The sequence below is a fragment of the Pseudomonas sp. S2_A02 genome, from assembly GCF_054668495.1.
Window position 1 is genome coordinate 4,503,288 of record NZ_CP162776.1, and the last position, 13,599, is coordinate 4,516,886.

At 60.1% G+C, this 13,599-nt stretch carries 12 protein-coding genes; 5 read left to right on the forward strand and 7 right to left on the reverse strand.

Features of this window, described 5'->3' with window-relative positions; all coding sequences use genetic code 11:
* Positions 1-93 precede the first annotated feature (93 nt).
* Positions 94-1,422: a tRNA (N6-isopentenyl adenosine(37)-C2)-methylthiotransferase MiaB gene (gene miaB, locus AB4O41_RS20610; RefSeq protein ID WP_460144451.1), complete on the reverse strand. Its 1,329-nt coding sequence runs from the start codon at positions 1,420-1,422 to the stop codon at positions 94-96.
* Between the two features lie 134 nt (positions 1,423-1,556).
* On the opposite strand from miaB, the gene AB4O41_RS20615 reads away from it, so the two are divergent.
* Positions 1,557-1,886: a DUF1820 family protein gene (locus AB4O41_RS20615; RefSeq protein ID WP_007894425.1), complete on the forward strand. Its 330-nt coding sequence runs from the start codon at positions 1,557-1,559 to the stop codon at positions 1,884-1,886.
* Between the two features lie 186 nt (positions 1,887-2,072).
* Here AB4O41_RS20615 and AB4O41_RS20620 read toward each other — a convergent pair whose 3' ends face one another.
* The 4 genes from AB4O41_RS20620 to AB4O41_RS20635 all read right to left on the reverse strand — a co-directional run bounded on the left by AB4O41_RS20620 (position 2,073) and on the right by AB4O41_RS20635 (position 5,607).
* A complete protein-coding gene (locus AB4O41_RS20620; protein ID WP_008070087.1) occupies positions 2,073-2,627 on the reverse strand; it encodes a tetratricopeptide repeat protein in 555 nt (184 codons plus the stop codon).
* A 224-nt stretch (positions 2,628-2,851) separates the two neighbouring features.
* Entirely contained in the window at positions 2,852-4,135 is a 1,284-nt protein-coding gene (hemL, locus tag AB4O41_RS20625) for a glutamate-1-semialdehyde 2,1-aminomutase (protein WP_367373070.1), read from the reverse strand.
* A gap of 18 nt (positions 4,136-4,153) precedes the next feature.
* Positions 4,154-4,777 (reverse strand): thiamine phosphate synthase, encoded by a 624-nt coding sequence (gene thiE, locus AB4O41_RS20630; RefSeq protein ID WP_460144452.1) that lies wholly within the window; start codon positions 4,775-4,777, stop codon positions 4,154-4,156.
* Positions 4,778-4,809: 32 nt separating this feature from the next.
* Complete coding sequence (locus AB4O41_RS20635; RefSeq protein WP_030129523.1) at positions 4,810-5,607, reverse strand: hydroxymethylpyrimidine/phosphomethylpyrimidine kinase; 798 nt, start codon at positions 5,605-5,607, stop codon at positions 4,810-4,812.
* Positions 5,608-6,037: 430 nt separating this feature from the next.
* Between AB4O41_RS20635 and AB4O41_RS20640 the strand changes: the two genes are divergently transcribed.
* The 4 genes from AB4O41_RS20640 (at position 6,038) to AB4O41_RS20655 (ending at position 12,524) form a co-directional block, all read left to right on the forward strand.
* Complete coding sequence (locus AB4O41_RS20640; protein ID WP_460144453.1) at positions 6,038-8,416, forward strand: 7TM diverse intracellular signaling domain-containing protein; 2,379 nt, start codon at positions 6,038-6,040, stop codon at positions 8,414-8,416.
* 75 nt (positions 8,417-8,491) lie between these two features.
* Positions 8,492-10,138, forward strand: coding sequence for an acyl-CoA dehydrogenase family protein (locus tag AB4O41_RS20645; RefSeq protein WP_460144454.1), 1,647 nt, complete (start codon positions 8,492-8,494; stop codon positions 10,136-10,138).
* A 173-nt stretch (positions 10,139-10,311) separates the two neighbouring features.
* Positions 10,312-11,811, forward strand: a complete 1,500-nt coding sequence (gene amn, locus AB4O41_RS20650; protein ID WP_367373065.1) for an AMP nucleosidase — start codon at positions 10,312-10,314, stop codon at positions 11,809-11,811.
* A gap of 71 nt (positions 11,812-11,882) precedes the next feature.
* Positions 11,883-12,524, forward strand: a complete 642-nt coding sequence (locus AB4O41_RS20655) for a pseudouridine synthase (RefSeq protein ID WP_367373064.1) — start codon at positions 11,883-11,885, stop codon at positions 12,522-12,524.
* On the opposite strand, the gene AB4O41_RS20660 is transcribed toward AB4O41_RS20655, so the two are convergent.
* On the reverse strand, positions 12,519-12,728 hold the full coding sequence (locus tag AB4O41_RS20660) for a DUF2788 domain-containing protein (protein WP_007894445.1): 210 nt from the start codon (positions 12,726-12,728) through the stop codon (positions 12,519-12,521). The two genes, AB4O41_RS20655 and AB4O41_RS20660, sit on opposite strands and share 6 nt — an antisense overlap.
* Positions 12,729-12,938: 210 nt before the next feature.
* Positions 12,939-13,418, reverse strand: coding sequence for an Lrp/AsnC family transcriptional regulator (locus tag AB4O41_RS20665; RefSeq protein ID WP_007894448.1), 480 nt, complete (start codon positions 13,416-13,418; stop codon positions 12,939-12,941).
* Positions 13,419-13,599 lie beyond the last annotated feature (181 nt).

Below are 13,599 nucleotides of genomic sequence, written 5' to 3' on the forward strand. Positions count from 1 at the left end.
CGGGCTTGCCCGCGATGAACGATAACGCGGTCCGTCAGACGGACCGCGGTGTAGCCATCGCGGGCAAGCCCGGCTCCCACAGGTGACGAGGTGTCATTGGATCAGCGAGCCCCGCAGCGAGTGCGGTTGTGCGGCATCGATGTGCACGTCGGCGAACTGGCCGATCAGGGTCGGATTGTCGCAGCGGAAGTTGACGATACGGTTATTCTCGGTCCGGCCTTGCAGTTCGCCGGGGTCTTTTTTCGAATAATCGGTTACCAGAATCCGCTGAATGGAGCCCACCATTTGTCGGCTGATCTCGAAACCTTGCTGGTTCAGGCGATGTTGCAAGGCGTTCAGGCGTTCTTTTTTCAGTTCTTCCGGCGTTTCGTCAGCCAGATCGGCGGCCGGAGTGCCCGGGCGCTGGCTATAAACGAACGAGTAGGAGAAGTCGAAACCGACGTCTTCGATCAGCTTTATGGTCTGTTCGAAGTCTTTCTCGGTCTCGCCGGGGAAGCCCACGATAAAGTCAGAACTGATGCAGATTCCTGGCACGGCGGCCCGCAACTTGCGCAGTTTGGATTTGTACTCCAGTGCGGTGTGGTTGCGCTTCATCGCCGCGAGAATCCGGTCGGAACCCGATTGCACCGGCAAATGCAGGTGTTTCACCAATTCCGGTACGTCGGCGTGGGCCTGGATCAGGCTGTCGGAGAATTCCAGCGGGTGCGAGGTGGTGTAGCGAATCCGGTCGATGCCATCGACAGCTGCCACTACGCGGATCAGTTCGGCCAGATCGGCCAGGCGACCATCGTGAGTGGTGCCGCGATAACCGTTGACGTTCTGCCCCAGCAAGGTCACTTCGCGCACGCCGTTTTCGGCCAGGTGAATGATCTCGGCAATCACGTCGTCGAACGGTCGGCTGACTTCCTCACCGCGCGTATAAGGCACTACGCAAAAGGTGCAGTACTTGCTGCAGCCTTCCATGACCGACACGTAAGCGCTCGGCCCGTCGACACGAGGCTCGGGTAAATGGTCGAATTTTTCGATCTCCGGGAACGAGACGTCGACTTGCGGCAGCTTGGTCAGGCGCGCGGCGTCGATCATTTCCGGCAGGCGGTGCAAGGTCTGCGGGCCGAATACCACGTCCACGTACGGAGCACGATCACGGATGGCCGCGCCTTCCTGGCTGGCCACGCAACCGCCGACGGCGATGACCATGTCCGGATTGGCCAATTTCAGTTCGCGCCAGCGGCCCAGCTGGGAATACACCCGGTCCTGGGCGCGTTCGCGGATCGAGCAGGTATTGAGCAGGATCACGTCGGCATCTTCAGCGCGAGCGGTGACTTCCAGAGCCTGATGTTCACCCAGCAGGTCGACCATGCGCGAGCTGTCGTACTCGTTCATCTGGCAACCGTGGGTTTCGATGTAAAGCTTCTTGGCCATGGATAGAGTCATCACGTGATTCAAAGAACCGCGCATTATAGGGAACATGCTCCAAGGTTCCTACCGTTGCGCGTCCGGCGGCTATGCTATAGTTCGCGCCCTCATTTTTATCCCCGATGTGTTGCTCGCCCACCATGACCAAACGTGAAGCTCCAATCTACAAGGTGATTTTCCTCAATCAGGGCCAGGTGTACGAAATGTACGCCAAGCAGATCTATCAAAGTGATCTGTGGGGCTTCCTGGAAGTGGAAGAGTTCGTCTTTGGCGAGCGCACGCAAGTGGTCGTCGATCCGAGCGAAGAGAAGCTCAAGGCTCAGTTCGAAGGCGTTGTGCGCAGTTTTGTGCCGATGCATTCGATCGTGCGCATCGACGAGGTCGAGCGCCTAGGCACGCCGAAAATCAGCGAAGCCCGTGGCGCGGTCGGCAATGTCATGCCGTTTCCGATGCCAATGCCTGAGAAGTAAGCCACGGATTGAGTGGCTAGTGTGGCTTGTTGTGGCGAGGGAGCTTGCTCCCGTTGGGCTGCGAAGCGGCCCTGAAACCCTGGCCCCTGCAATCACAGTCTGTCTGGCACACCGCATTCTTCGGTTTTACGACTGCTACGCAGCCGAGCGGGAGCAAGCTCCCTCGCCACAGGGGTCCGCGTCAATTCAAGGCAGTGGCGAAAACGGCGTACGCCCATCGGCGCTCTGCAATTCCATCAGGTATTTACGGAAAATTTGCCCCAGCACCTGGGTAGCGACTTCCAGATCTTCGCGGGGCATTTTTTCGGCGACTTCGTCGGCGGTGTCCAGCGCCTCTTCGGCACCGTTGACCGCGGCCATTTTCAGCACGATATACGCCTGAACGTTATTGGCCGGTACGCCTTCGCCGTGGAAGAACATGGTGCCGAGTTTGAATTGCGCCTGGGCGTGGCCTTGCAGCGAGGCCTTTTCGAAATAGCTCAGGGCTTGATTGAGGTCGCGCGGCGCGTTTTTGCCGTCGTAGTAGAATTCACCCAACTCGTATTGCGCTTGCGCATCCCCTTCATCCGACGCTTTCTGACAGGCGGCGAGCGCTTGCGTCAGGTCTTGCGGCTGAGTATTGAGGGTGCAGCGACCCATCGCCGGGATCAACAACGAGTTGCCGCCTGCTTGTGCGAGCGCGAGCAGGGGCTGAAGGAGCAACAGGCAGCCCAGTGCAAGGGTGCGGCCGGTGCGGTTCATGGGAATCGACTTACCTCTGAGGGGCGCGTGGACCCATCGAGGGGATCCAATAAGCGCGCATTATGAAATAAGCAGGACCAACCTTACAAAGTCTTTACTCGTTTTTCTGCTGCGCGGGGAATATATCGCCCACTTTGCGCAGATTATTAGCAGATGAGTAGGAAAAAGGACGCGAATGAAGGTGAAAGCTGACGCTGGCAACCGCCAACGCCAGCGTTGCAGCTTTATTTCAGTGCAGCGAATGCACGCTCGGCGGCGTCCAGCGTCAATTTCAACTCGGTTTCGCCGTGGGCGATCGAGGTGAAACCGGCTTCGAAGGCGCTTGGCGCCAGGTACACGCCACCTTCCAGCATCAGGTGGAAGAAGCGACCAAACAGGCCGGCATCACTGGCCATCACGTCATCGAAGGTCACGATGTCGTCGGCTCCACTGAAGTACAGGCCGAACATACCGCCGGCCTGAGTGGTCACGAACGGAATTCCGGCGGCATCGGCGCGCTGTTGCAGGCCATCGAGCAGACGGCTGGTGTAGTCGCTCAGCTCGGCGTGGAACCCAGGACGACTGATCAGGCGCAGAGTGGTCAGGCCAGCCGCCATCGCCAACGGGTTACCCGACAACGTACCCGCCTGGTAGACCGGCCCCAGTGGCGCGATTTGCTCCATGATCTTGCGTTTGCCGCCGAAGCAGCCAACCGGCATGCCGCCACCGATGATCTTGCCGAAGGTGCTCAGGTCCGGCGTGACGCCGTAGTGGGCTTGGGCACCACCGAGGGCGACGCGGAAACCGGTCATCACTTCGTCGAAAATCAGCACCACGCCGTGTTTGTCGCAAAGGGTCCGCAGACCTTCGAGGAAGCCCGGTGCCGGTGGTACGCAGTTCATGTTGCCGGCCACTGGCTCGACAATGATGCAGGCCACTTCCTGGCCGACTTCGGCGAGCATGGTTTCTACCGCGTCGATGTCGTTGAACGGCAGGGTCAGGGTGTGTTTGGCGAACGCCGCCGGTACACCGGCCGAACTCGGCACGCCTTGGGTCAGGGCGCCGGAACCGGCCTTGACCAGCAGGCTGTCGGAGTGACCGTGGTAGCAACCTTCGAATTTGATAATGCTGTCACGGCCGGTGAAACCACGGGCCAGACGGATGGCACTCATGGTCGCTTCAGTACCGGAGCTGACCATGCGCACCATTTCCATCGACGGCACGATCGAGCAGACCAGATCGGCCATCTCGGTTTCCATCGCGGTCGGGGCGCCGTAGGACAGGCCGTGTTCCAGCTGTTTGCGCACCGCGTCCAGCACGTCCGGATGGCTGTGGCCGAGAATCATCGGCCCCCAGGAACCGACGTAATCCACATAACGCTTGTCGTCTTCGTCGGTGACGTAGGCGCCTTCGGCGTGTTTGAAGAACAGCGGCGTGCCGCCAACGCTCTTGAACGCACGAACAGGCGAGTTCACGCCTCCGGGAATGTGTTTCTGGGCATTGGCAAACAGGGTTTCGGAACGAGACATGATCGGGCTCTCAGAAAATCAGGATTTGAATAATTCGTTAAAGGCGCGGGCACGGCGCGTTACTTCAGCCGTGCTCTCGGCGCCAAACAGGCCATGCACCACCGCCAACAGATCGACTCCGTGGGCTACCAGTGGCGCAGCGTTGTCCAGAGTGATGCCGCCGATCGCGCAGATCGGCAGGTGCAGTTTGCCGCGGGCCTGATCAAGCAGTTCAAGGCTGCAGGCCGGTGCGCCGGGCTTGGTGTTGGAGTTGAAGAAGCGGCCGAAGGCGACGTAGCTGGCGCCTTCTTTGGCGGCTTGTTCGGCGAGTTCGAGTTGCGCGTGGCAGGTCGAACCGATGATTGCCTGGCGACCGAGCAGTGCGCGAACCGGCATCAGCGGGCCATCGGTCTGACCCAGGTGCACGCCGACATTCAGGCGCGCGGCCAGTTCGGCGTCATCGTTGATGATCAGCTGAGTCTTGTAGCGTTCGCACAGATCGCGCAGGGCTTCGGCCTCACGCAGGCGGCGGGCCTCGTCGCTGCTCTTGTCGCGGTATTGCAGCAGGGTGACGCCGCCTTCGAGCGCCGCCTCCACGTACGAAAGAAATTTACCGGCCAGTAACTGGCTGTCGGTAATGGCGTACAGGCCACGTAGTTTCATCGGACAAGCCTCTGCGCTTCACGCATGGAAAATTACGAACAGAAGTCCAGTGGCAAGCGGCGCGGCACGAACTGGCCTTTGCCCAGCTGCTCCGCATCACGCAAGGTGCGCCAAGTGTAGTCAAGCGCGCTCTGTACGGCACTGACGAGGTGTTCACCCTGGGCCAGGCGACCGGCGAGGGCGCTGGCCAGCGTGCAACCGGAACCGTGATAGCTGCCGGGCAAGCGCTGGCAGGTAAAGGTTTCGCGGCGACCGTCGCGGCTGTACAGGCGATTGTGTATTTCGTGTTCGTCGCCATGACCGCCGGTGATCAGCAGGTGTTTGACGAACGGCAGGAGTTTTTCAGCGCACTCGTCCGCAGTGCCTTCGGGCAGTTCGGCGAGAATCCGGGCTTCGGGAAGGTTGGGGGTGGCAATGATCGACAGCGGCAACAGGCGTTCGCGCATGGCGTAGCCGACTTCGTCCTTGCCCAGTCGTCCACCGCCGCCGGCGCGCAGCACAGGGTCGCAGACCACCGGCAAATGCGGGTGTGCTGAAAGCAGTTCGACCACGGTGTCGACCATTTCCAGGGAACCGAGCATGCCCAGTTTGACGGCGGCGACTTCGGAGTCGTTGAGCACGGCGTTGGCCTGGGCCAGCACCCACTCGCGATCGAGAACGCGGAAGTCAGTGACGTTGACGGTGTCTTGCACAGTCAGGGCGGTGACGGCCGGAGCCGCATGACAACCCTGAGCGAGCAGGGCTTCGATATCTGCCTGCAAGCCGGCGCCACCACTTGGGTCGTGGCCGGAGAGACAGAGGACAACGGGGCGAGAGCTGTAGATATTCATGGTGCGCGAGCTTACCACCAAACATGTTTTTCCGGGTGTTGTGGCAGCTATCGCGGCCGATACATTGTGGTGAGGGGGCTTGCCCCCGGTTCGGCCGCGGAACGGTCATAAACCTGCCGATGTGGTGTTCCAGGCAGAAGGCAAAGGGGGGCGCTTCGCACCCCAACGGGAGCAAGCTCCCTCGCCACAGGAATCGCTATGCACTGGGGCATTGTCACAACCTGACCAAGCCAACAGCTCTAACTCAATGTATAGCGCTGGAACGCCCGTCCTAGAGCCTTTATAGAAAAAATTTCAATGGTGCTCAATGGCCACCAACGGCTATGCTAGAGTGGATCCAAACCAATAACAGGTAATACCGGTTTTACGTCTACTCAAAAGGAATGGGGGGGCTTCCTGACAGAACCGGACAGGCCACGCTGGGGCTTAAATGCGCTATTTGCTGATGTTGCTGTTGTGCTTGCCCCTCTTGGCGAGCGCCGTCGAATTCGACGAGTTCACCCAGAGCCTTCCCCTGGGCCGAACGATGCAGGTTTATGAAGACGCGGGCGGTCAGGCGACCATCGCCGATGTCCGTGCGCAAGCGGCGGCCGGGCAGTTCAAGCCCCACGATAAAGCCACCCTCAACGCCGGTTATTCGCGTTCGGCGTTCTGGCTGAAAATCGACTTGCAGTACCATCCGACCAACCCGGCGGCACAACGGACCTGGTTGCTGGAGCTGGCTTATCCGCCCCTCGATCACCTTGATCTGTACTTGGCCGATGCTGGCGGTGACTATCAATTGGTCCGACAGACTGGCGATGCGTTGCCGTTCGCCACTCGCGAGATCCGCCAGAACAACTATCTGTTCGATCTGAGCTTCGCGCCTGGGCAGGCGCAAACCGTGTACCTGCGCCTGCAAAGCGAAGGGTCGGTTCAGGCGCCCGTCACCTTGTGGTCAAGCACTGCTTACCTCGAAGAGCAGCCGGTGCGGCTCTATGTGCTGGGGCTGATTTACGGTGTATTGCTGGGGATGCTGGTCTACAACCTGTTCATCTTCCTCAGCGTGCGCGACACCAGCTACCTCTATTACATCGTCTATATCGCCTCGTTCGGCTTGTATCAGCTGTCGGTGAATGGCGCGGCCGTGGAGTTTTTCTGGCCGAACAATCCGTGGTGGGCCAACGCCGCGACGCCGTTCTTCATCGGTTGTTCAGGGTTGTTCGGCAGCCAGTTCGCCCGAAGTTTTTTGCGGACGGCGACCCTCAGTCGCTGGCTCGACCGATTGTTGCTGGCGTTGATTGCGTTCAGTGCGCTGGTGGTCGGGTTGTCATTGATGACCAGTTACGCCCTGGCCCTGCGTCTGGCTACGTTGCTGGCGTTGGTCTTTACCGTGGTGATTTTCGCCGCCGGGATTTTCGCCTGGTGGCGTGGCCTGCGGGTCGCTCGGTATTTCATCATTGCCTGGTCGGCGTTCCTGCTCGGTGGCATCGTCAACACCTTGATGGTGTTGGGTTACTTGCCCAACGTATTCCTCACCATGTACGCCAGCCAGATCGGCTCGGCGATCGAAGTGGCGCTGCTGTCCCTGGCCCTGGCCGATCGCATCAATGCCATGCGCGAGCAACAGGCTCAGACGCTGTTCGATGCCGGCCAGAAGCTCGAAGTGCTGAACCAGCAATTGGCTCACAGTAACAAGCTCAAGGATGAATTCCTCGCCACCCTGACCCACGAACTGCGCACGCCCATGAACGGTGTAATCGGTTCGCTGGAGTTGATGCAGACCGTCGAGATGAACCCTGAGCTGGAGCAATATCAACAAACGGCCGCCGGTTCGGCGCGGGACATGATGCGCATGGTCAACGGCATCCTCACCCTGACCGAATTGCAGGCCGGCAAGCTCAAGGTTTATCCGGACACGTTCAGTTTGCGCAGTGTGGTCGAGGCCTTGCGCGTGCAGTTCGATGGCAATGCGTCGAGCAAGTCGCTGGACTTCAAGATCGAGGTTGCACCGGGGTTGCCGGATCGCTTGCATGGCGACAGTGACAAGCTGACGCAATGTCTGGAATGCCTGCTGGATAACGCAATCAAATTCACCCGGATCGGCGGATTGGCGCTGCGGGTGACGGGCAAACCGGTAGCGTCCGATCGGCTGGCACTGTCCTTTGCGGTGATCGACACCGGTATTGGCTTTACCGATTTGGACGAGGCAACGCTGTATCAACGCTTCTTCCAGCTCGACGGCTCGATGACCCGTGAGTACGGTGGTTTGGGCGTTGGCCTGGCCATTTGTCGGCAACTGGTCGAATTGCTCGGCGGGCGCCTGAGCCACCGCTCGGAACCGGGGCGCGGCAGTCGCTTTCAGCTGGACGTCGAATTCGAGCTGCCGGTGGTGGAGTCTGCGCCTTCGATTATCCGGCAAACCTCTCACCTGCGTTTGCCTCAGGACTGCACGGTGTTGCTGGTCGATGACAACAGCATCAATCAATTGGTGATGCGTGGCATGTTGCTCAAGCTTGGGTTCCGCGTGCGCACCGCCGACAGCGGCGTCGCTGCGCTCGATTACTTGCAGCGTGAAACCGTTGACGCGGTGCTGCTCGACAGTCAGCTGCCGCCACTGGACGGTGTCTCGATCTGCTGCCGAATCCGCGCCTTTCCGGGTTGTGCCGAATTACCCGTGTTCATGATTGCCTTGAGCGCGGACCGGGCCTATTGCCCGAGCGACACCTTGGTCGACTACTTGAGCAAACCGGTGAAATTCGAAGACTTGCAGGCGGCGCTCTATCGGCGTGTGCTCTGTCCAGGGCAAGGCGAAAGCGCCGACAGTTAGGCAGATATGCCACTTTGTTCAACCTCGGGGCGGTGCTTAACTGAAAATCCCTTGGCTGACCAAAGGAGCCCTGTCATGAACCTGCATCAGTTCGCCGAAACCCACGAAGTCACCAACCAGCCACCGTCGCTGGACGGCACCAATCTCTATCGCATCGACCTGCCGTTGCAGGAGTGGTCGCGGCGCTTCGATGCCGGTTGGGCCGAGTCGCGGATCGACGCTTACGGCGCATTGGCCGGTGGGCCGTTGATGGAGGCGGGGTTTGCGGCCAATCAGAACAAACCGGTGTTCGTCAGCCATGACCGCTACGGCCATCGCATCGACCTGGTGGAATTTCACCCGGCTTACCACGAGTTGATGCGCACGGCGGTGGAACATGGTCTGACAGGTTTGCCCTGGACCGATCCGCAACCCGGCGCCCACGTTGCCCGCGCGTCCATGACGTATTTGCACAGTCAGGCTGAAGCCGGCAGCGGTTGCCCGCTGACCATGACCTTCGCCAGCGTCCCGGCGATGCGCCTGCAACCGGATCTGGCCGAACAATGGTTGCCGAAAATCCTCTCCACCGAATACGACCCGCGCAACGTCGGCATGGCCCACAAGGCCGGGGTCACCATCGGCATGGCCATGACCGAAAAACAGGGCGGCACCGACGTGCGGGCCAACACCACCAAAGCTTATCCGGTCGGCGCCAGTGGGCCCGGTCAGGCGTATGAATTGGTGGGCCACAAGTGGTTCTGCTCGGCGCCGATGTGCGACGCCTTCCTGACCCTGGCCCAGACCGACAAAGGCTTGACCTGTTTCCTGCTGCCGCGTCATCGCCCGGACGACACGCGCAATCAGTTCTACATACAGCGGCTGAAGAACAAACTCGGCAACTGGTCCAATGCCTCCAGCGAGGTGGAGTTTCGTGGTGCTCTGGCCTGGATGGTCGGAGAAGAGGGCCGGGGCATTCCGACCATCATCGAAATGGTCGCCATGACCCGTTTCGATTGCATGGTCGGCTCCAGCGCGCTGATGCGCCAGGCGCTGACCCAGGCCAGTCATCACTGCGCCCACCGCAAGGTCGGTGGCAAGTTGCTCAGCGAACAACCCTTGATGCCAAACGTGCTGGCCGACCTGGCTCTGGAAAGCGAAGCGGCGTTGGCCTTGAGTTTGCGTATGGGCCGGGCGCTGGATCATCTGGATGACGATCACGAAGCAAAATTCGCCCGACTGGTGACGGCGGTGGGCAAGTACTGGATCTGCAAACGCGCGCCCGCAATGATCAATGAAGCTGCCGAATGCATGGGCGGCGCCGGTTATGTCGAAGAAAGCATCCTGCCGCGGCTGTACCGTGAGGCTCCGGTCAACTCGACCTGGGAAGGTTCCGGCAACGTGCAATGCCTCGATGTGTTGCGCGCATTGTCGAAAGAGCCGGGCGTGCTTGATGTGTTGTTCAGCGAGTTGGGCGACGGTCATGGCGACAAACGTCTGGCCGCGCATATCAGCCAATTGCAGGCGGCGTTCAAGGACACCGGCGACATTCAATACCGCGCCCGCCAGCTCACCGAAGACATTGCGTTGGGGCTTCAGGCCAAGTTGTTGCTGGAGGCGGGGAATGCGGCGGTCAGTGATGCGTTCATCGCCAGTCGCCTCGGTTCGGCCGGTCGGGTGTATGGAACATTGCCGCGCGGGCTGGATGTGGAAGCGATTGTGGCCCGGTCGACCCCGCTTGTGTGAACAACACCGGATCCCTGTGGGAGCGAGCCTGCTCGCGAAAACGATTTAACATTCGACATTGATGTTGGCTGACAGTCCGCTATCGCGAGCAGGCTCGCTCCCACACTGGATCTACGCTGGACTTGGCATTTGTGTAGTAGCCACTGTTCCCGTGAAGCGACGATGCAGGCAAGATGAAGGTCTGCAAGTCAGAACACAGGAAGCTGATCGTGACCGAAGCGTTTATTGTCGTTCAAACCGCCGAGCAAGCCGTGGATCGGCTTGCTGCCTTGCACGAGCGTGCAACCACAGCGCTGAATCAGGCGCTCAAGCGTTATCTCAAGGATCGCGTCGAGCCGGACGCTGAGCAGCGTGCTCTGTTTCGTTATCCCGAGTTGCGTCTGACCTACCTTTGCCAAGGCGAAGTCCCACAGACCACTCGCGCCTATGCCAAGGTTCAACTGCCGGGAACCTACAGCGTCACCGTCACTCATCCGGCAGCTTTCCGCAAATACCTGCTGGAACAACTTGTCCCGTTGATGCACGACTTCACCGTGACCGTGGAAGTCGGCGTCAGCCAGCAGAACATTCCTTATCCGTACGTGGTCGAGCAGGGCGATGAACTGGCCGGCTCCGGCGTCACGGCAGCAGTGCTGGCGCGCGTGTTCCCGAGTACGGATTTGTCGGCCGCGACCGATGGCATTGCCGATGGCTTGTACGATTGGGAAAACACCGACCCGCTGCCGCTGGCCCTGTTTGACGCCGCGCGGGTGGACTTCTCCCTGCGCCGACTGGTGCATTACACCGGCAGCGACTGGCGCCATGTGCAGCCGTGGATTCTGCTCACCAACTACCACCGCTACGTCGACCAGTTCATCGTTCATGGTCTGGAGCAACTGCGCAACGATCCGCGTTTTGTACGCATGGTGTTGCCGGGCAACGTGATCATCGAAAAGAGCATGGACCATGGCGAAGCGTCGGCGATTGCCGCGGGCGTGGTCTGGCATCGTTACCAGATGCCGGCCTATCACTTGATCGCCAGCGACGGCCATGGCGTGACCCTGGTGAATATCGGCGTCGGCCCGTCCAACGCCAAGAACATCACCGACCACCTGGCCGTGCTGCGTCCGCATTGCTGGCTGATGATCGGCCACTGCGGCGGCTTGCGTCAGTCGCAGACCATTGGCGACTACGTGCTGGCCCACGCTTACATGCGCCGCGACGGGATTCTCGACCGGGTCGTGCCGCCGAACATTCCGATTCCGGCCTTGGCCGAAGTACAGATGGCGTTGCAGCAAGCGGCGGCCAACATCACCGGTGAGAAGGGCGACGAGCTGAAGAAGCGCCTGCGTACCGGCACCGTGTTGACTTACGACGACCGTAACTGGGAACTGCGCTGGGCGCAGGAGCGTCCGTTGATCAACCTGTCCCGCGCCGTGGCGGTGGACATGGAAAGCGGCACCATCGCCGCGCAAGGTTACCGCTTGCGGGTACCGTACGGCACGTTGCTTTGCGTATCGGACAAACCGTTGCACAGCGAAATCAAACTGCCGGGTTCGGCCAACGCCTTTTATGAGCGCGCGGTCAGCCAGCATTTGAAGATCGGTATCGAGGCGGTGGATCTGTTGCGCACCGAACTCAACTCGCTGCACTCGCGCAAACTGCGCAGCTTCGACGAGCCGCCGTTCCGCTGATTGTTCTCATGGTCATTTAGCGGTCAGGGCACTAGCATGGTGAGCCCTGACCGTTAGATGTTCTTCTCGCCATGTCTCGTCCTCCACGTCCCGTTTCTCGCCGCCCTGGCGTGAAGCCTGCGCCATCCTCTTCAGCCCCGCGCCGTGTCGCCAAAGCGCCGCCGGCCGAGCCGAAGCTGATTCTGTTCAACAAACCGTTCGATGTGCTGACGCAATTCAGCGACGGCGAAGGGCGGGCGACGCTCAAGGACTTCATCGAGATTCCGGGGATTTACCCGGCAGGGAGGCTGGACCGCGACAGTGAAGGCTTGCTGCTGCTGACCAATGACGGTCAGCTTCAGGCGCGAATTGCCGACCCGAAACACAAACTGGCCAAGACTTACTGGGTACAAGTGGAAGGCGAACCAAGCGCCGAGCAGTTGCAGCGCTTGCGCGATGGTGTCGAGCTGAACGACGGCATGACGCTGCCGGCCGAAGCGCGACAGCTGGATGAACCTGAACTGTGGCCGCGCAACCCGCCCGTGCGCTTTCGTAAAAGCGTGCCGACCAGTTGGCTGGAGCTGGTGATTCGCGAAGGCCGCAACCGTCAGGTACGGCGCATGACCGCGGCGGTCGGCTTGCCGACGTTGCGTCTGGTGCGGGTCAGAATCGGCGACTGGTCAATCGAAGGGCTCGATCAGGGCCAGTGGAAGGAAGTGCCGGCGCGCTTATAGAGTGCCGGATTCGATCAGGCCGATGACCACGCTTTTGATCACGAATGCGGCCACACCCAGCCCCAGTACGAAGAACAGAATGAACGAGCCGAAGCGCCCGGCCTTGGATTTTTTCGCCAGATCCCAGACGATGAAACCCATGAAAATGATCAGGATGCTGACCAGTCCAGTCATCATCCACTCTTCGAGTACTGCAGGATCCATTGAACATCTCCAGCGTGGGTGGGGCTAAAAGGCGCTGGAGTATACGCCATGGGGGATTGGCGGGGCATTGACCTGCGGCAGTGTGTCGCGGCTATTCGTCGCCTGTGGTGGCCCCTTCGCGGGCAAGCCTCGCTCCTACGGGGGGTGTCGAACGTAATACCGTGACCGACACAAAACTCGTAGGAGCGAGGCTTGCCCGCGAAGGCATTCTCAGCTGCGCAGATGAGTTAAAGGTAACTCCGTGCTGTTGAGCACCTGATTCAACACAAAACTCGACCGCACACTCGTCACCCCTTCAATCCGGGTCAGATGCCCCAGCAGCAGTTTCTGATAATGGTCCATGTCCGGCACTACCACTTTGAGCTGATAATCCGCATCCATCCCCGTCACCAGGCTGCATTCCAGTACCTGCGGCAAGGTGCGAATGGCGGCTTCGAAGTTCTCGAAACGCTCGGGAGTATGGCGGTCCATGCCGATCAGCACGTAGGCGGTCAGGCTCAGGCCGAGCATCTTGCGGTCCAGCAGGGCGACCTGACGGGTGATGTAACCGTCGTCTTCCAGTTGCTTGACCCGCCGCGAGCAAGGCGAAGGCGACAGGCCGATGCGTTCAGCCAACTCCTGATTGGAGATGCGCGCGTCGCGCTGTAATTCCGCCAAAATGCTCAAGTCGTATCGGTCGAGTTTGCTCATCAATCAGGCCTTTGTCATAACTATTGCGGAGGATTATCTATCCTGAGTTAAAAATTGCGCAAGTGATGTTTATTTGAGCAATCTTCGCAATCCTCTGTCGCCGCTCCGGGCCTATTCTTATCACCAGAATCACTGCTCGGACAAACAGTCCAATGCGGCTCGCCCAATCAGGCCAGCTGCG